We start from the raw sequence: 18,541 nt of genomic DNA on the forward strand, positions 1-18,541 counted from the left end.
TTCAACGCGAACTGGTGGTGCGCCGGAATGCGCATGGCCTTGTAGGCGATGCCGGATGGCCGAGGCAAAGTTTTCCTGCACGTGATAGGAGCCGAGCAGTCTGTCCGGCCGCGTTGCGCCGGGGGATCAATGGCCGACCTGTCTTGGACAGCCAGCGGCCAGCCAATGGACAATGGACAATGGCTTCCATTTTCTCCCCGATTAACAGAGTCCGCCTGCAGTGGAGCTCTCGCCAAGCGACGCCCCCTTCTTCACTTCTCCTCCCCCACCCAAGAGCCTGTCCAAAGCCAGTGAGGAGTGGCCCGTGCCCCTGTAGCCGCTACTTCTCTCACATGTCACGGAGGGTCACACCCCTGCTAAATGTGGCTTTATTTTCCTATTTCGGAACTTAAATCAAACAAATATTCCGAAAATGGAAAAATAGCTTTGACTCAAGAACATGACAGATTTAATCTGAACTCAGATCATCTCGTGGCGTGCCGGCATGCCGGCGCCTCATAACCCAAAAGGAAACCGAAGTGGCAGATGAATACAAGCTTGATGAGTTGGACCTGGCCATCGTGGAAGCACTCGGCGATAACGGCCGGCTCTCCCCCTCCGAGATTGCGACAAGAATCGGAGACATCTCGGAACGGACCGTCCGCACCCGTCTCGCCGCCATGATCGAAAACAAGCTCATCTATGTAGGCGCCATGCCGGACCCATCGGCCGTTGGCGCCAGCGTGCTGGCCGACGTCACCATCGATGTCGAGCCCGGCAAGGTGTCCGAGGTGGCCAACCGGCTGGTGGACTTTGAGTGCATCAACTATGTGGCGATCACCTCCGGCGGCCAAGCCATCGCCATGGCCATGTCGGCCGCCACCAACCTGGAATTGCTCGAGTTCGTCGACACGGTGATCGGGAAAATCCCAGGCGTACGCGCCACCAACGTAGTCATCCTGCTTTCCATCCTCAAAACCTTTGGCTGGAAGACCAAATCCGCCGAGAAATTGAGGGCCAAGCTGCAAAACCAACAATAAGACCCGCTAACAAAACCCCTGATCCTGCGTTGCGCCTCCTTGTCGTACCACTTGTACGGCCTGCGTCGGCGCGCCTTGGCTCAGGTTCTCTGCGAGGTTTTGTTAGCAGCTCTAAACGTATCGCAACGATCAATACGACATCGGCATAGAGGAAGTGTAATGTACAGAATCGGTATCGACGTCGGCGGCACCAACACGGACGCTGTCGTGCTCAAGGGCCAGCAGGTGGTGGAAAGCGTCAAGCTTCCCACTACCGAAGATGTCATCACCGGGGTCACCAGCGCCCTGGCGGTTGTGATGGCGAAGGGCGCTATCACGGCGAACAACGTGTCCGCCGTGATGATAGGCACCACTCATTTCCTGAATGCCTTGATTGAAGGCAATGGGCTGAACAAGGTGGCGGTGCTGCGCTTGTGCGGCAACGCCACCGCTTCCCTGCCGCCGATGGTGGATTGGCCGCCGGCGCTGCGCGAGCAAGTCTCCGGCTATGTGTCCGCATTGCCCGGCGGCGCGGAATACGACGGCGCGCCCATCGCCGAGCTGGACGTGGCCAAGCTGAAGGCAGCCTGCCGCGATATCAAAGAACTTGGCCTGACTTCCATTGCGATCTGTTCCGTGTTTGCCCCAGTCAAGGCCGACGATGAAGAACGGGCGCGCGACATCGTGATGTCCGAAATTCCCGGAGCCAGGGTCTCTCTGTCCCATGAGGTGGGCCGGCTTGGCTTGCTGGCGCGGGAAAGCGCCTGCATCCTCAACGCCAGCTTGCACCAGCTGGGCAAGAAAACCTTATCGGCGCTGTCCCAAGCCCTCGCGAGGCTGGAGCTCAACTGTCCGCTCTACCTGACTCAGAACGACGGGACCTTGATGAGCGCGGCCTATGCCGAGCGTTTCCCCATCTTCACGCTCGCCTCCGGCCCAACCAATTCCATGCGCGGCGCGGCGTTTTTGTCCGGGCTGAAAAACGCCATTGTGATCGATATCGGCGGCACCACTTCGGACATCGGCCTGCTGGTTGAGGGCTTTCCGCGGGAGCGGGTGCAAGGCGCGGAAATTGCCGGCGTGCGGACCAATTTCAAAATGCCGGATGTTTTGTCCGTTGGCCTTGGCGGCGGTTCCATCGTCAATAGCGCTGGAAGCGACCTCTCCATCGGCCCGGTCTCGGTGGGTTACCGGCTCAAGCAACAAGCCAGGATATTCGGCGGCGACACCCTCACCGCCACCGATATCGCCGTCGCGCACGGGATGCTGGTTCTGGGCAACCCCGCCATGCTGGGCGATCTCTCTCCCGCGCTGGTCGACCGCGCCGTCGACCGGATGCAAGACATGCTTTCAGCCGGCATCGAACGGATGAAGCCCGGCAAGCAGGATATCCCGGTCATTCTCACTGGCGGCGGCTCCGTGCTGGTCAAAGGCGAGCTCATCGGCAACTGCCGGGTGATTCGCCCTCCTCATTACGCGTCGGCCAATGCCGTTGGGGCGGCAATCGCTCAAATCTCCGGCGAAGTGGACAGGATCTTTTCCGTGGGGCGAGACCAACGCGCCGCGGCTCTGGAGGCGGCCAAAACCGAGGCCCGGCAGAAAGCCGTCGCCGCCGGGGCCAACCCCGACACGGTAGACATCGTGGAGGTGGACGAAACCCCTCTGGCCTACCTGCCGAACAATGCAACACGCATCCGCGTAAAAGCCATCGGAGATTTGCTGGCATGAAAAACTGGATTCTGAACGAACAAGACCTGGATTACATCGCCCTGGGGGCGGCCGTCTTGGGCACGGGCGGCGGCGGCAACTCCTACCTTGGAAAATTGCGCGCGCGCGAACAATTGCGCGCAGGCCGAACCATCGAGGTAATGTCGCCGGACGCGCTGAATGATGAGGACGCCATTATCTGTGTCGCCGGCATTGGAGCGCCAACGGTGGGCTTCGAAAAAATCGAAGAAGGGCAAGAATGCCTGCGTGCTTTCCGGGCGGTGGAGAGCGAGTCCAAGATCCAGGCCCGAGCCTTGATGACCGACGAAATAGGCGGGTCCAATTGCTTTGAACCGATGATTGTCGCCGCGCTCACCGGCCTGCCGGTTGTCGACGCCGACGGGATGGGCCGCGCTTTCCCTGAGATGCAGATGAGCACGCTTGCCATCGCCGGCTGTCCGGTTTCTCCCTTTGCGCTGTCGGACGACAAAGGCAATGTCGTGGTATTCCGCCATGTCATTTCCTTCCACTGGCTGGAAAAACTGGCGCGTGCCAGCACAACGGCGATGGGCTGTTCCGCCGGGTTCGCGCTAGCGCCGATGACCGGGCTGGAAATCAAAAACCACGGCGTCCATCACACCATCAGCCAGGCCTGGAGTTTGGGCAAACAAATCAGCGACGCGCGCGACAACAAAATAGACCCCATCAGCGCGCTGCTCGCGGAAAACAATGGCCGCTTGCTCTTCAAAGGCAAGATTTCGGACGTTAGCCGCGCCACCAGCAATGGCTTTGCTCGCGGCCAAGTTGAACTGGACGGTCTGGATGGTCATTCCGGATTGAGCATGGTGATCGACTTCCAGAACGAAAACCTGATCGCCCGCGTCAACGGCGAGGTCGTGGCCACCGTGCCTGATCTCATTTGCGTGCTGGACTCCGAATCCGGCCAACCGATAGCAACCGAGGAAATTCGTTTCGGCCTCCGGGTATCGGTCATCGTCCTGCCCGCCTCGCCGCTCTTGCGCACTCCGCAGGCGCTGGACGTAGTTGGCCCGAGAGCGTTCGGCTACGACATGGACTACAAGCCGGCGGCGGACTACATCAAACCGTTGCGGCGCCATGCCAACCCCAGTCAGCCGGAACGGATTGCCGGCTAACCCCAGGCATACATACGGCTTAGCTTTGATCCAATACCGCAGGGAGCATCCAAATGAAGCAATCCGCATCTCGTTTGACCGCCGGTTGGGTTTGCGCCGGTTTGCTGTCCTCTCTTCTGGCCATGAGCAACAGCGCCAGGGCTGGGGACGACAACACGCTTAACGTCTACAACTTCTCGATGAATATCGGCCGCGACACCGTACGCAAATTCGAGAAGGAAACCGGCATCAAGGTCCGCTACGACATTTACGATACCGACGATACGCTGCTGACCAAGCTGATGGTTGGCCACTCTAATTACGACGTGGTCTTTCCCAGCAGCAGTTACTTTATCAAAGAGGTGGGAGCCGGACTATTTGCCAAGCTTGACCAGAAGAAGATTCCCAACATCAAGAATATAGATCCGCAGATCAGCAAGGCCTTGATGAATGTTGACCCCAAAGCCAGCTACGCAGTGCCTTATATCTACGGCGTGACCGGTGTGGCCTACAACGCCACGGAAGTCCGGAAACGCCTTGGCAGCGAAGCGCCGGTGGACAGCTGGGATCTGGTTTTCGACCCCAAGTGGGTGGCCAAGCTGAAGGGCTGTGGGGTCTCCCTGGTGGACAACGGGGCGGAGACGGCAGCCGACGTCTTGCTCAAACTCCGCCTGAACCCCAACTCCAAATCGCCGGCCGACTATAAGGCAGCGTTTACGCATTTGAAGAAGGTCCGCCCTTACGTCACTCAATTCAACGCGACCACTTATATCGACGAAATGGCCAACGGCAACTTATGCGTTTCCACCGCGTTCTCGGGCGATGTATTAACCGCCAAACTACGCGCAAAGGAAGCCGGGCACTCCACCGATCTGAAGTTTGTGATCCCCAAGGAAGGCGCCCCCTTATGGATTACCTTGATGGCCATTCCGGCCGACGCGCCGCATATGGACAACGCCCTGAAGTTCATCAACTTCCTGCTGCGCCCGGATATTGCGGCGGAAATCACCTCTGAAATCAAATTCCCAAGCGCCGTGAAGGCGGTGCGAAACCTTGTCTCGCCCGATATCGCCAATGACACGATGATTTACCCCTCGGACGCGGACCGCAGCCGTCTGATTCTCGAACAGGATGTCCCCCCGGCGATCACTCGCCTGATCAACCGGGAATTCACCGAACTCAAAGCCGGACGCTAACCGGCGCTCCCTGAATATTTCAAGAATAACGCCCCCGCTGTCAGGCGGAGGGTGCGGGGAAGTCATGTCCTAAGAACCTGTTCACGATCTCGCGAGCCAGGGCGAGACAAGGCGAAAACGAGCGAAAAAGCGGAGTGTACGAGGGGTACATGAGCATTTTGAGCTTGTACTCACCGTGCGACGCTTCACGACGCGCAGCAGATCGTGAACAGGTTCCAAGACCAATAAGCGCAAAGGAGATGGAGATGGAGAAAGAGATGAAGGCACTGCTTGGGGCTGCGCTGATTGCAGCTTTGCCCCCGGTCGCATTGGCCGCCTCGGCCAGCGACAGCGACAGCGATGCGGCGGCGCGGCTGGAAGCCCTGCAGCATAAGGTCGAGGCTTTGGAGAATGCGCTCAAGAACGCCGGTATCACGCCTTCCGGCGAATCCGCGCGGGCGGACGAGAGCGAAGAGATCAAGCAGCGCCTGAACAAACAGGAATTGATGCTGCAGTCGCTCACCGATGCCGCCAGCACCGGCCCCATCGCCGGCCTGTCGGTCACCGGTTATCTGGACCCGGTCTACCTCTATAACGCCAACGCGAAAGACAGCGGCTTCCGCTTCCTGGACCACAGCAACAATTACAGCTACTACAACAGCTCAATCGGCGACGTATACCTGGACATCAAGAAAATTTTCGGCACCGGCCCCACCGCGCCCTTCGCCGAGATCCAGATCATGCCCAACCGCGGCGCCGGTAACGTCACCCTGGACGGCGGGTCCGGAGGCGGGCTATTCAACGCCGCCCAAGTCACCTTGCCCTTGAGCAGCACTCAGCAGATCATCGCCGGCCTGATGCCCAGCGTGTCCGGCTACGAATCTCAGCAGTCCAACATCTTGCCCACGCTAAGCCATAACCTGCTCTACGATTTCAGCGTGCCGGGCTATTTTGTCGGCCTGGGCTATACCGGTTCAACCGACAGCGGCGATTACACCTGGAAAGTGCTGCTCGGCAATGAGCAGAATCGCACCCATCCCCACTTGGCGGAGAATGCCGACGGCGGAGCGCAAAGCAACCGGACGCCAACGCTGACATGGCGGATCGACAAGGTAAAAGGCCTCTGGGACTGGGGCTGGTCCGCGGCGCTAGGGAGGCAATCGGTCTACTCCGGCAATGCGCAGAGCAGTTGCCCCGCCGGCCGCTACGGCTTGAACTGCCTGAGCGACAAACCGTTCACGCCCTATATGTTCACCGAGTTGGACGCCGCCTACGTGGCCGCCGATTTCACATTCAACGCTGAGCTGGACTTCGGCCGTCAAAAATCCGCGGCCTGGAACGGCGGGGACGCAAGCTGGTGGGGCGCCTCGCTGCTGGCCGTGCGCAAGTGGAGCTTCGCACCGCTTGGCCTGCTTGGGTCCGCTCTGCGCTGGGACTACCTGGATACCGGCCGCAACGGAGGCGGCGCCGGCACCACCTATACCGGCGGCACGGCGCTGAGTGGGATGCAGGCCTCCGCCGGCACCGATGGCGTCAACGGCTTCGGCATTGCCCCGGCCTGTTTGGCCGCTTCCAACAACGGCGGGCTGGATTGCCGCGGCGCCAGACGCCAGGACGTGGCGCTGGACTTCATGCTCTACCCCACCTCGCAACTCACCGTAAAGTTCGAATATCGACACGACTGGGCGGATCAGGCGGTGTTCCAGAGAAGCGACGGCAGCTGGAGCAAAAGCAACAACCTGATCGGCAGCAGCCTCATCTACACCTTTTGATCCGTGAGCGCCCCCGCGCATGCTTGCCCTGCATCCCCCGGATGCAGGGATTTTTTTCCCCACCGATTTGCAACGATGAATGTTAACAGCCCCTGCGTCCGCTTCAGGAAGACGCAAAGGGGCGGGCTGTACCTTTAGACCCGATAACAAAACCCCTGATCCCGCGTTGCGCCTCCTTGTCATACGACTTGTACTGCCTGCGTCGGCGCGCCTTGGCTCAGGTTCTCTGCGAGGTTTTGTTAGCGGCTCTTATTTCTATTAAAGAGAGGAGAAAAGATCATGATCATGCCCATGAGTCATCGAGAGAAGGAAGCCATCCAGGCATCGAAGGCGGATTTCGTTCAAATCATCGACGTCGTAAAGAAGTTCGGCGACGCGACTGCGGTCAATCATGTCAACCTCAGCGTGGCCAAAAACGAGCTCTTCGCTCTGCTGGGCAGTTCGGGCTGCGGCAAATCGACGCTGTTGCGCATGCTGGCCGGCTTCGAACAGCCCACCTCCGGCCGCGTGCTGATCGATGGCGACGACTTGGCAAAAATCCCGCCTTACCGGCGCCCGGTCAACATGATGTTCCAGTCCTACGCCCTGTTCCCGCACATGTCGGTGGAAGGCAACGTCGCCTTCGGCCTCAAGCAGGAAGGCCTGCCCAAGAACGAGATCCGCGACCGTGTAGACGCCGTGCTCGAACTGGTGCAGATGCGCAAGTTCGCCAAGCGCAAGCCGCACCAGCTGTCCGGCGGCCAGCAACAGCGCGTGGCCCTGGCCCGCTCGCTGGTCAAGCGCCCGAAACTGCTGCTGCTGGATGAACCCATGTCCGCGCTGGACAAGCAAATCCGCCAAGCCACTCAGATGGAACTGGTCAATATCCTGGATAAGGTGGACGTCACCTGCGTGATGGTGACGCACGATCAAGAAGAAGCCATGACCATGGCCAACCGCCTGGCGGTGATGAGCGAAGGCGCGATCATCCAGATCGGCACCCCGCATGAGGTGTACGAATACCCAAACAGCCGCTTTACCGCCGAGTTCATCGGCTCCACCAACCTGTTCAACGGCAAGGTGGTGGAAGATGAAGTCGACCACGTGTTTATCGAGGCCCCGGACCTCAAAACCCGGCTGTTCGTCAGCCACGGCATCACCGGCCCGCTTGGCATGGACGTGAGCGTATCGGTGCGCCCGGAACGCATCAACGTCACCCGCGCCAAGCCGGAGCAGCAATGCAACTGGGCGCGGGGCACGGTTTCCAACCTGGCCTACATGGGCAGCTACACGCTGTTCCACGTCACCCTGGAAAACGGCAAGGTGGTGATCGCCAACGTGCCGAGCCTGGCCCTGATACGGGACGACGCTCCGTCCTACGATGACGAAGTGTTCGTCAGCTGGGCCGAAACCAGCGCCTTGGTGCTGACCAAATGAAAAAGCCGACCCAACGCTGGCGGCCTTCGGGCCGCACTGGGGTGATCGCCATCCCCTTTGTGTTTCTGACGCTGTTCTTTCTGGTTCCGTTCATGCTGGTGCTCTGCATCAGCTTCGCCCAGCAGCGGATTGGCGTGCCGCCGTACACCTCGCTGTTTGAGATGCAGGACAACATCTTGCAGATCCAACTCAACCTGGACCACTACGTGTTCATGTTGCACGACGATCTGTATCTGGCCACTTACCTGTCCTCGGTCAAGATGGCGGCGGCGTCCACCCTGCTCTGCCTGCTGATTGGCTACCCGATGGCCTATTACATGGCGCGGGCGGACGCGAGCATGCGCAACACTCTGATGATGATGGTGATGCTGCCGTTCTGGACGTCCTACCTGGTCCGCGTGTACGCGTGGATCGGCATCCTGAAAAACGACGGTTTCCTCAACAACTTCCTGATGTGGCTGGGCGTGATCCATGAGCCGCTGTGCCTCTACCACACCAACTGGGCGGTCTACATCGGCATGGTGTTCTCCTACCTGCCGTTCATGATCATGCCGCTGTACGCCCACTTGGTGAAGATGGATCTGCTCCAGCTGGAGGCAGCCTACGACTTGGGCGCCAAGCCGTGGAAGGCCTTCGTTCAAGTGACCTTGCCGCTATCCAAGAACGGCATCATCGCCGGCAGCCTTTTGGTGTTCATTCCGGCGGTGGGCGAGTACGTGATTCCGGAACTGCTGGGCGGCTCCGATACGCTGATGATAGGCCGCGTGATGTGGGGCGAGTTCTTCAACAATATGGATTGGCCGATGGCGGCGACGGTGACCTGCGCGATGGTGCTGCTCTTGCTGGTGCCGATGGCCTTGTTCCAGCACTACCAGCTGAAAGAGATGGAAGGGGATAAACCATGATCAAGCCGAGCAAACCGCTGTCGTATACCGTGCTTGGACTGGGTTACGCCTTCCTGTACCTGCCCATCGTACTGCTGGTGATCTACTCGTTCAACGAATCCAAGCTGGTCACCATCTGGTCCGGCTTCTCCACCAAGTGGTACGCCGCGCTGCTGGACGACGAAGAACTGCTGAGATCTGCCTGGCTGAGCTTGAAGATCGCCCTGCTGACCGCCAGTTCTTCCGTGGTGATCGGCACCGTGGCCGGCTATGTGCTGGCTCGCTTCGGCCGCTTCCGCCTGTTTCCATTGTTCGCCGGCATGATCAGCGCGCCGCTGGTGATGCCGGAGGTGATCATCGGCATCTCTATCCTGCTGCTGTTCGTCAATCTGGAGAACTGGGTGGGCTGGCCGCAAGGCCGAGGGCTGACCACCATCTGGATCGGTCACACCGTGCTGTGCGTGTCCTACGTCGCGATCATCGTGCAGTCCCGAGTGCGGGAGCTGAGTCTGTCGCTGGAAGAGGCGGCGATGGGCCTGGGCGCCACTCCGTTCAAGACCTTCTTCGTCATCACCCTGCCGCTGATCTCTCAAGCGCTGGTGTCCGGCTGCTTACTGTCATTTACCTTGTCGCTGGATGATCTGATCACGTCGGCGTTTTTGTCCGGGCCCGGTTCGACTACCCTGCCGATGGTGATCTTCTCACGCGTGCGCCTCGGCCTGAATCCGGAAATGAACGCGCTGGCTACGGTCTTCATCACACTAGTGACCGTGGGCGTGGTGGCAGCCAATCGGCTGATGAGGGCACAGGAACGCCGCCGCGCCAAAGAAATGCGCATGGCTTTTGCACAAGATTGACAACGTACTCGGTCAATCAAGCAGGCGAGGATGGCGCTCTAAACAACATGGCTTTCTTATGCGGCCAGCCCCGCCTGCCCCCTATCTCTATCCCCGCTTAAGCTCTTCCAACATCTCCTGCCACAGTTCCCGATACACCGGATTGCTGGCGCCTTCGCCATGTCCAGGATTGTCGGCATTGGGGCGGCGTATTGGTTTGTTCAGCGCGAACTGGTGGTCCGCCGGGATGCGCATGGCGTTGTAGGAGAGGCGGATGACTGGGGCAAAGTTTTCCTGCACGTGATAGGTGCCGAACAACCTGTCCGGCGGCGTGGCGCCGGGGGCGGCATACCAGGAGGCGATGCGGTTGTTGGCGCGCATGTCCCAGCCGCCGGAAAAATCGATCACGCCTCTGACGACCACGCGCTTGGCGATGTAGGCGGCCATGCCGCCGCCTTGGGACTGCCCGGACAGCACGATTTTGCTCCAGTCTATGGCTTGCTTGTCCAGATACTGTTCCCAACGGCCTTTGGGATCGGTTTTGGACAGATAACGCAGCAGAGCGGCCAGTCTATGGACAATGGCGTCCTTGGGCTTGTCCTTGATCAGCGAGGTGGTGTTTTCTCCAAAGGCGCGCTTCTGACGCAATTGCTCCGCGCAGTCTGGATTAGCCGCCAACACCGGCCGGGTACAGACCTGAGAGACAGCCGGCGTATCGATATAGGACAGGATGATGAAGCGGTAGCCCTGGGCCAGCGCGGTGTCGATGAAGGCTTGCTCGTTTGTCGCCGTTCGCGTGGTTTCGCCGCCGGTTCCAGGCAGGAAGACCAGCAACGGCTCGCGCCCGCCCTTCTCCGCCGAAAAAACGATGTGCGGCCCGCTATCCGCCACAATCCCGCCATCGGTGTCCGCGGGGAGAATATCCTTGCGGACGGCGTCCGCCCATGCCGCCGAGACGGTACAGAGCAGCAACGCAGCAGCAGCTGCTTTGCCACCCCATTTGATCCAGACTGTCATTGCATTCCTCGCATACTAATTAAGTGGATTGAATTGCCCCGACGGCCTGGGCTTGCATGAGCCCTTGGCTAGTTTTTCAAAACCTGTTTACGATCTGCCGCGCGTCAGCGGGATGGATAGAAAGGGGCGTTGAAAACTGCTTCGAACTGCTCACGTATCATGTAATACACTCCGCTTGCTCAGCCGCTTTCGCCTTGTCTCGCTCTAGCTTGCGAGACCGTAAACACGTTCTGCGACTCTACTCGCCATACCCTGCGCGCAAAAGCGCGGCATGGCCGGTTTGCGCCAAGAGTTTGTTTACGATTGTTTCCATGAACAAACTTAAGATTTCGCGAGCCAGAGTGAAGTAGGGCGAAAGCCTTTGAGCACCGGGAATGCACAGGCGCCGGGCGACGAATCAGGGGGCTTAATCAAGACCTCAGGCGCACATCCCAAGGCACGTCCCGCACGCTGAGTATCCGGCAGGCGCTGGCGTCGGGATGGAGGGGATTGAGCAGGTAGTTGTGGGCATTGGGGGCCACCGCGCTGGGCACTTGCAGCGCGGCGGAAGCCTGGCGTTGCAACCAATGGCGGCCCAGGCTCTGGGTGAGCGCGGGTTGCAAGGTCCAGTCAGCAGGCAAGCTGGCCTGGTCCAGCACTTGCGCCAGGCGGTCCGGCAACTCCACTTGAAGCAGGGTGAAGGTGGCCGGCAGGCTGGCCACCTCCAGATGCACCAGCGCTTCCAGCATGGCGCTGGCCGGGTGATCCGCCAAGTAGACGATGGGCTGGCCGGCGGGGTGCCAACGCCCGGGCCAGCGCAACCCGCCCAGCCCGTTGAGGTCGGCGTAACGACTGATGCGCCAGACAATCACGCGGCGTAGCCTTCGTTGGCTTGGGCAATCAACTGTTCCACCAGCCGCGCGCCGGGCTCGGTATGGGCCATGTCCAGCGGCGATTTGCCCTCAAAACGATGCAGCGGCTTGCGTAGCCATTGGGCGGCGGCGTCCTTATCACCGAACAGCTCTTCCGCCAACAACAGCAGCTTGGCCACACGCACGCCCCGTTCGGACTCCTCGGTGTTCAGCGTCTGTCCCTTCTTGATGCGATGGGACAGGGTGCGTGGCGGGATGACGAACTCCAGTTCGCCGCGGCTGAGGCCGGCGTCCACCAGGCGTTCCAGCATGCCGGTGTCCACGCCCAGTTCCACCACTTTGGCCACATCGAAATCGTTGCGTATTTCCTGCCCCACCAACACGCTGAGTTCCTGCAACAGATTGTGTTCCACCATGGGCGGGACCGGTGTTTCCGGTACGAAGACTTGCAGCGCTTTCATGGCCCCTCCTTGATTTGGCAATTTGCCAATTAATTATCAGCATTTTGCCGAAGCAAGACAAGGAGCGCCGCGAGCGGCGACGATTAACCGCTCAGCCTTGCGAAAAAGTCGCGGTAGAGCTCAGGTTCACTGACTTGCTTGCTGCGGGAGTCGCCATTGCTGTCCCAAATGGTGCGCTGGAAGCGGGCTCTCAACCAGACACCCTGTCCGCCGACGGCCGGCCGCAGGGTAATCAGCGCTTCCAGGGTTTGGTGATCCGGTTTGCCGGGCAGGCCCATTTTCATTTTCAGCAGGCCGCGCAGAACTTCCCGACTGGTGCTGACCAGCTTTTCATGGCGCTCGGCGCGCAACAGGGAAAAGTCCGCGTCTTCCTCCAGCCGGCCGTAGCCCATCGCAGCCAGCGCCTTGCCGCCGGCGCGCAGCGCTTGCGCCACGGTAACGCCGCGCCAGTAAAAGTCCCGGGCCTGGTGATAAGAGGCGGTTTCGGCGGCGTCCAACTCCACGCGCACCTGGGTGGAACTGTAACGCAGCAGGCGGCCTCCTTCGCCCACCACTTGCTCGTTGTCCGCGGCGCACGCCGCGCCGCTCAGACTCAGCGCAGCCAACACAATGCCAGCCATCGCATAACGTCGGCTGGCCACAAGCGGGCCGCCGGCTTGGTTCAGTCCTTGCCTTGAGCGCAACGACTGATGCGGAAAGGATGTCTTCATCTCGTCAGTATTGTTTTGACATTTGAAAACTCTAACACAGACATTATGGCGTTTACATTGCCAAAGGCATGAAAACAACTCATGCCAGCTCCTTTACCTGGCCTTGGAACTCCCCCTGAGCCGTCCGCCTGGGCATACACCCTATATTGCCGCTTTGCGATGCAAAAATAACCATTAGGACTATCACGCGACGTGAATTATGATTGCGCCTATTCAATGAAGACGCACGCTTCCACTTCGTCACGAGGAGAGGCGCTGGCATTGAAACACTCCGTCGTTCCGGCCTGTGGGCCCATTCCTGATATTCCAGAGTCCCGGCCCCAGCTGGAGTCCATGCCAGCACGAAGCGCTGCGCCTTCACACCTTGACGCAATCGCCAGTTCACAGGCGTTTGCTATGAAAAAGACGAATACCGGCACCAATGGGGGGCATTATGTTAAGTCAATTCACTATCGGGCAGCGCATCGCCGCGCTGGCAGGCAGCTTGCTGTTTGCAGTGGCTTTGGTGGGGGGGTCCGGCTGGTGGTCGCTGAACCAGATGGACGGCGAGCTGACCTCGCTGTTTGACCAGAAAATCGCGTTCCGCTACCAGATGAACGCCATGCAAAGCAGCATGCTGCACATCCGCCAGGATGAGAAGAACATCTTCATCAGCATCGGCAACCCGGACAACTCGGACCAAAGCATCCAGACCAACAAACAATTGCTGGACAAGCACATCGCCGAGTTCAAGAATCAGGCCGGCGCCGCCAAGTCCATGGCGATGGCGGCGGATCACCAAAAAACCTTCGACAGCATGCTGGCCGGCATCTCCGGCTATGAGCAAGGCATGAACGGGTTGTACCAGAAGATCGCCAGCGGCGAAATCAACCGGGCCAATGTGGGCGACGCCGGCATCACGCCGTTCAAGCCCAAGCTCTATGAGGCGCGCGACGCGCTCAACAGCCTGAGCAAGCTGGCCGACGACTCGGCGCAATCCGCCGAGGACGCGCTGGCGGTCAGCATGAAAAACACCCGCAATATGATGCTGACCATCCTGGGCCTCGCCCTGGTGGTGGGCGTCGCCCTGGCCTTCGCCATCGTCCGCTCCATCACCCGCCCCTTGCAAGCCATGCAGCAGACTATGCGCCATGCGGCGGAGAAAAACGACCTGACGGTGTCGGTGGATCAGACCGGCCGCGACGAAGTCAGCGAAACCGGCCGCGCGCTGGCGCAGCTGCTGGGCAATCTGCGCGCCTTCCTGCAGCAGACCCGCGAGGACGCCAAGCAGGTGAACGACACCGCCCACGCGCTGTCCGGCGTATCCAAGCGCATCGCGGAGGCGTCCCAGGTGCAAACCGACGCGTCTTCGTCCACCGCCGCCGCGGTGGAGGAGATGACGGTGAGCATCAATCTGGTGGCCGAGCATGCGGTGGAAATGGCCGGCGAAGCCAAGAGCAGCATGAACGAAGCGGTGAGCGGCAGCGAGGTGGCCGGCCAGGCCGCGCAGCAGATGTCCGAGATCGCCAGCGTGATCAGCCGCTCAGAAACCATCATCATTGGCCTGAACCAGCGCTCCGATGAGATCGGCAACATCGTGGACGTGATTCACGACATCGCGGAACAGACCAATCTGCTGGCCTTGAACGCGGCGATTGAAGCAGCGCGCGCAGGCGAAACCGGCCGCGGCTTCGCGGTGGTGGCGGACGAGGTGCGCAAGCTGGCGGAACGCACCGCGCAAGCCACCGGCGAAATCTCCGAGAAAATCAAGGCAGTGCAAGGCGACACCACCACCGCGGTAGCCAGCATGCGCGAAGCCACCGAGCGGGTGGAAGCCGGCGTGGCGCTGAGCGGCACCTTGTCCGAACGCCTGGCGCAGATCCGCATGCTGTCCACGCGCCTACTCGAGAAAACCAGCGAGATCGCCGAGGCGATGCGCGAACAGAGCACGGCCAGCAACGACGCCGCCAAGAATGTGGAGCGCATCGCCAATATGGGCACGGAAAACGGCTTGTCGGTGGAGGAGTCCTCCGCCATGGCGCAGCAGCTGTCCGGCCTGGCTCATGGACTGGATGCGGCCATTAACCGCTTCCGCGCGGATTGAGATAAAAAGCGTCAGAACTTGTTCAAGGTCTAGCTTCTCAAGCGTGAGGGCGCGTCCGGCTTGGTCCGGCCGCGTCCTCATGCCACAATCCGGGTTTTCGCCCGCCCTCTTCCCTACATGTCCGTCCTCGAGCCGCTGTACGCGCCGTTCGTCTCCTCCCCCGCCGTGCTGCTATGGCCGGCGCTGTTCCTGCTGTTGAGCCGGCAACTGCGCAGACGCGCCTGGTTCTGGCCTTATGTGGCGCTGTCGCTGCCGGGCACGGCCTTGCACGAGCTCTGCCATTTTCTGGTGGGCTGGCTGCTGCGGGCGCGGCCCAGCCGCTTCAGCGTGTGGCCGCGCCGCAACGGCCGGCAGCTGACGCTGGGCCAGGTGGGTTTCACCCGGCTGACGTGGTGGAACGCGCTGCCCATCGGCATCGCGCCCTTGCTGTTGCTGCCGCTGGGCTGGGGCCTGCTGGCGCTGGCGGCCCGCTGGCCGTGGCTGAGCCCGGCGGCGGCCGGCCTGGGCTTTCTGGCGGCGCAGTGCTGGGACGGCTGCCTGCCCAGCAGCACGGATTTGAGCCACGCCGGGCGCTCGGCGCTGGCTTACGGCGCGCTGGCCTGTGCCCTGTTGGGCGCTTACGCGCTGCTGCATTACGGTTTCCGCGCACTGGCCGGACAATAAAAAAACCGCCGGTTTCCCGGCGGTTTCGTATCCAAGGCGCGCCGACTCTCAAGCCGGCGCCATCCCCACCCAGCCCTGCGGAATGGACTCCAACAGCTTCCGGGTATAGCTCTCCCGCGGCTCGCGGTAGATCTGGTCCGCGTCCGCCTGCTCCACCACTTCCCCCTTGTTCATCACCATCACTTGGTCCGAGATGTGTTTCACCACCGCCAGGTCGTGCGAGATGAACAGATAGGACAGGCCGTATTCGTCCTGCAGGTCTTGCAGCAGGTTCAGCACTTGCGCCTGCACCGACACGTCCAGCGCCGACACCGATTCGTCGCAGATCAGCACTTCCGGTTTCAAGGTCAGGCAGCGCGCGATGGCGATGCGCTGGCGCTGACCGCCCGAGAATTCGTGCGGATATTTCTGCAAGGCCCCCGCCGGCATCCCCACCTTGTCCAGCAGGGTTTGCGCCAGCTGGCGCCGTTCGCCGCCGTCGCGGCCGATGCCGTGCAGCTGCATCGGTTCGCTCAGGATCTGCTCCACCGTGAAGCGCGGGTTCAGCGAGGCGTAGGGGTTCTGGAAGATGATCTGGATGCGGCGTTTGTAGGCGTGGAAGGCCTTGGCGTCCATGCCCAGCAGGTCCTGGCCGTGGAAGAACGCCTGGCCGCCGCTGGCCTGGTGCAGCCGCACCAGGGTCAGGCCGACGGTGGTCTTGCCGGAGCCGGATTCGCCGACGATGCCCAGGGTTTTGCCCTTGGCCAGTTTGAAGGACACGTCCTTGACCGCGTGGAACTGGCGTTTGCCGAACAAGCCTTCGCGCACGTCGAAGGATTTGCTGAGGCCCCGCACGTCCAGGATGATGTCGTCGTCCGCCCGGTAGCCGCGCTCGCGCTGCGGCGGTTCCACGTAGCCGCCCGGTTGCAGGAAGTCGTCGATCACCGCCAGCCGCTGCGGCCGCCGGTCCAGGTGCGGCCGGCAGGCCAGCAGCGCCTTCGTGTAGGCGTCCTGCGGCGCGTCGAAGATTTGCTGCACATTGCCCTGCTCGCGGATTTCGCCATGACGCATGACGATGACTTCGTCGGCGAACTCGCCCACCACGCCCAGGTCGTGGGTGATGAACAGCACCGCCATGCCGTGCTTCTTCTGCAAGTCCGCGATCAGTTGCAGGATCTGCTTCTGGATGGTCACGTCCAGCGCGGTGGTGGGTTCGTCGGCAATCAGCAGCTTGGGTTCGCAGGCGATCGCCATCGCGATCATCACCCGCTGCTGCTGGCCGCCGGATAGCTGGTGCGGGTAGCTGTCCACCTTGCTTTCCGGTTCCGGCAGGCCCACTTCGCGCAAGAGTTCGATCGCGCGCCGGCGCGCGGCGCGGCGGCTCAGCTTGGCGTGCAGCATCAGGGCTTCCATGATCTGCTCGCCCACGCTGAACACCGGGTTCAGCGAGCTCATCGGTTCCTGGAAGATCATCGCAATGTCTTTGCCGCGCAGCGCGCGCATCTCGGCGCCGCTGGCCTTGAGCAGATCCCGCCCTTGCAGCAGGATCTGGCTGTCCGGGGCGATGTGCGCGTGCTGCGGCGACAGCAGCCGCATGATGGCCATCGAGGTCACCGATTTGCCGGAGCCGGATTCGCCCACCAGCGCCACGGTGCGCTTGGCCGGGATGTCGAAGCTGACGCCCTTGAGCGCCTGGAATTCGCCGCCGTTCTCCTGGCGGAACGCCACTTTGAGGTTGCGCACCGACAGCAGGGTCTGGTTTTGGGTCATAGTCTGTTCTCCCCCACTCACTTCGCCGCCGCGCGCGGGTCCAGCGCGTCGCGCAGCGCATCGGTCAACATGCTGAAAGCGGTCACCAAGGTGGACATGAACACCACTACCATGGCCAGTTGCCACCAATAGCCTTGCAACAGCTCTTCCGGCACTTCCGCCAGCATGGAGCCCCAGCTGACTTGGCGCACGTCCACGCCGAAGCCGAGGAAGGACAGGATCACTTCGTACTTGATCAGGCCCACCATCAAGAGGGAGAACTGCACCAGCAGCAGGTGGGAGACATTGGGCAGGATGTGTATGAACATGCGGCGGCTGTGGCTGGCGCCGATGGCGTCCGCCGCCTGCACGTATTCGCGCGAGCGGTTCTTGATGAACTCCGCGCGCACCAGGCGGAAGGTGCCGGTCCAACTGGTCAGCGACAGCACCAGAATGACGGTGGCGATGCCGCGCCCGGCCACGGCGGCGAAGGCGAGCAGCAAGAGCATGTCCGGCACCGAGGTGAACACGCTGTAAAACCACATCAGGAAGTCGTCCACCTTGCGGCCGAAGTAACCGGCCACCGCGCCCAGCGAGGTGCCGATCAGGATGGACAACAGCGCGCCGAAGAAGCCCACCAGCAGCGAGGTGGCGGTGCCCTTGATCACTTTGTCCAGAATATCTCGGCCGCGCTGGTCCGCGCCGAAGGGCAGCGACTCCACTTTTTTCACCTCAGGCTTGGCATATTGGGCCGCGTGGGGACGCGCGGCTTCCAGCCAATCGTGGATGGGGTCTTCCGACGGCTTCAGCCGTTCGGTGGGCACAATGGCAGTGGAAGGGCCTCCGGCGGCGGCTGTGGTGTCCTGCTGGCGGTATTGTTCCAGCAACAGTGTGGGCGGCGCGTAGGAAGCGGCGATTTCGTCGTTCCAGCCGCGGCCGGCCAGGTTGAGCCAGCCGGCGGCCGCCAGCAGCATGAAAGCCACCACTACCCAGAGCGAAACGAAGCCGATGCGGTCGCGCTTCAAGCGTTGCCAGCCCAGCGCCCACAGGCTGCGCGAGGGGGCGGCCGGCGCGGCGCCGGCGGTGTTTTGCAATGTTGTCATGTTT

The 18,541-nt window shown here is 61.3% G+C and carries 16 protein-coding genes; 10 read left to right on the forward strand and 6 right to left on the reverse strand.

Going from position 1 to position 18,541, the window contains the following annotated elements; genetic code table 11:
• Positions 1–518 precede the first annotated feature (518 nt).
• From DXT74_RS17570 to DXT74_RS17605, 8 genes are all read left to right on the forward strand, one after another.
• Positions 519–1,019: an Lrp/AsnC family transcriptional regulator gene (locus DXT74_RS17570; RefSeq protein ID WP_194426610.1), complete on the forward strand. Its 501-nt coding sequence runs from the start codon at positions 519–521 to the stop codon at positions 1,017–1,019.
• Positions 1,020–1,178: 159 nt separating this feature from the next.
• Positions 1,179–2,726 (forward strand): hydantoinase/oxoprolinase N-terminal domain-containing protein, encoded by a 1,548-nt coding sequence (locus DXT74_RS17575; protein WP_194426611.1) that lies wholly within the window; start codon positions 1,179–1,181, stop codon positions 2,724–2,726.
• A complete protein-coding gene (locus tag DXT74_RS17580) occupies positions 2,723–3,859 on the forward strand; it encodes a DUF917 domain-containing protein (RefSeq protein ID WP_194426612.1) in 1,137 nt (378 codons plus the stop codon). Before DXT74_RS17575 ends, DXT74_RS17580 begins: the two co-directional genes overlap by 4 nt.
• A 53-nt stretch (positions 3,860–3,912) precedes the next feature.
• The gene (locus tag DXT74_RS17585) at positions 3,913–5,034 is read left to right on the forward strand and encodes an extracellular solute-binding protein (protein ID WP_194426613.1); all 1,122 of its coding nucleotides are present in this window, start codon (positions 3,913–3,915) and stop codon (positions 5,032–5,034) included.
• 257 nt (positions 5,035–5,291) lie between these two features.
• A complete protein-coding gene (locus DXT74_RS17590; RefSeq protein WP_194426614.1) occupies positions 5,292–6,785 on the forward strand; it encodes a DUF3138 family protein in 1,494 nt (497 codons plus the stop codon).
• A gap of 285 nt (positions 6,786–7,070) precedes the next feature.
• A complete protein-coding gene (locus DXT74_RS17595) occupies positions 7,071–8,201 on the forward strand; it encodes an ABC transporter ATP-binding protein (RefSeq protein ID WP_231138349.1) in 1,131 nt (376 codons plus the stop codon).
• A complete protein-coding gene (locus DXT74_RS17600; protein ID WP_194426616.1) occupies positions 8,198–9,106 on the forward strand; it encodes an ABC transporter permease subunit in 909 nt (302 codons plus the stop codon). The genes DXT74_RS17595 and DXT74_RS17600 overlap by 4 nt, the downstream gene beginning before the upstream one ends.
• Positions 9,103–9,942: an ABC transporter permease subunit gene (locus DXT74_RS17605; RefSeq protein WP_194426617.1), complete on the forward strand. Its 840-nt coding sequence runs from the start codon at positions 9,103–9,105 to the stop codon at positions 9,940–9,942. The genes DXT74_RS17600 and DXT74_RS17605 overlap by 4 nt, the downstream gene beginning before the upstream one ends.
• A gap of 87 nt (positions 9,943–10,029) precedes the next feature.
• On the opposite strand, the gene DXT74_RS17610 is transcribed toward DXT74_RS17605, so the two are convergent.
• The 4 genes from DXT74_RS17610 to DXT74_RS17625 all read right to left on the reverse strand — a co-directional run bounded on the left by DXT74_RS17610 (position 10,030) and on the right by DXT74_RS17625 (position 12,960).
• Positions 10,030–10,938 carry a hypothetical protein gene (locus tag DXT74_RS17610; protein WP_196783785.1) on the reverse strand — a complete coding sequence of 303 codons (909 nt, stop codon included), beginning with the start codon at positions 10,936–10,938 and terminating at the stop codon, positions 10,030–10,032.
• Between the two features lie 410 nt (positions 10,939–11,348).
• The gene (locus tag DXT74_RS17615; protein WP_194426618.1) at positions 11,349–11,789 is read right to left on the reverse strand and encodes an RES family NAD+ phosphorylase; all 441 of its coding nucleotides are present in this window, start codon (positions 11,787–11,789) and stop codon (positions 11,349–11,351) included.
• A complete protein-coding gene (locus DXT74_RS17620) occupies positions 11,786–12,250 on the reverse strand; it encodes an antitoxin Xre/MbcA/ParS toxin-binding domain-containing protein (RefSeq protein WP_194426619.1) in 465 nt (154 codons plus the stop codon). Before DXT74_RS17620 ends, DXT74_RS17615 begins: the two co-directional genes overlap by 4 nt.
• Before the next feature lie 83 nt (positions 12,251–12,333).
• Complete coding sequence (locus tag DXT74_RS17625; RefSeq protein ID WP_194426620.1) at positions 12,334–12,960, reverse strand: hypothetical protein; 627 nt, start codon at positions 12,958–12,960, stop codon at positions 12,334–12,336.
• 433 nt (positions 12,961–13,393) lie between these two features.
• Here DXT74_RS17625 and DXT74_RS17630 point away from each other — a divergent pair, with 433 nt between their 5' ends.
• Together DXT74_RS17630 and DXT74_RS17635 are read left to right on the forward strand one after the other, a co-directional pair.
• Positions 13,394–15,043: a methyl-accepting chemotaxis protein gene (locus DXT74_RS17630; protein ID WP_179140803.1), complete on the forward strand. Its 1,650-nt coding sequence runs from the start codon at positions 13,394–13,396 to the stop codon at positions 15,041–15,043.
• A gap of 117 nt (positions 15,044–15,160) precedes the next feature.
• The gene (locus DXT74_RS17635; RefSeq protein ID WP_194426621.1) at positions 15,161–15,706 is read left to right on the forward strand and encodes a hypothetical protein; all 546 of its coding nucleotides are present in this window, start codon (positions 15,161–15,163) and stop codon (positions 15,704–15,706) included.
• A 48-nt stretch (positions 15,707–15,754) separates the two neighbouring features.
• Here DXT74_RS17635 and DXT74_RS17640 read toward each other — a convergent pair whose 3' ends face one another.
• Entirely contained in the window at positions 15,755–17,455 is a 1,701-nt protein-coding gene (locus DXT74_RS17640) for an ABC transporter ATP-binding protein (protein ID WP_194426622.1), read from the reverse strand.
• Between the two features lie 17 nt (positions 17,456–17,472).
• Positions 17,473–18,537 carry an ABC transporter permease gene (locus DXT74_RS17645; RefSeq protein WP_043639856.1) on the reverse strand — a complete coding sequence of 355 codons (1,065 nt, stop codon included), beginning with the start codon at positions 18,535–18,537 and terminating at the stop codon, positions 17,473–17,475.
• Positions 18,538–18,541: the final 4 nt, after the last annotated feature.

Source organism: Chromobacterium sp. Rain0013, assembly GCF_015291765.1.
Lineage (GTDB): Bacteria > Pseudomonadota > Gammaproteobacteria > Burkholderiales > Chromobacteriaceae > Chromobacterium > Chromobacterium haemolyticum.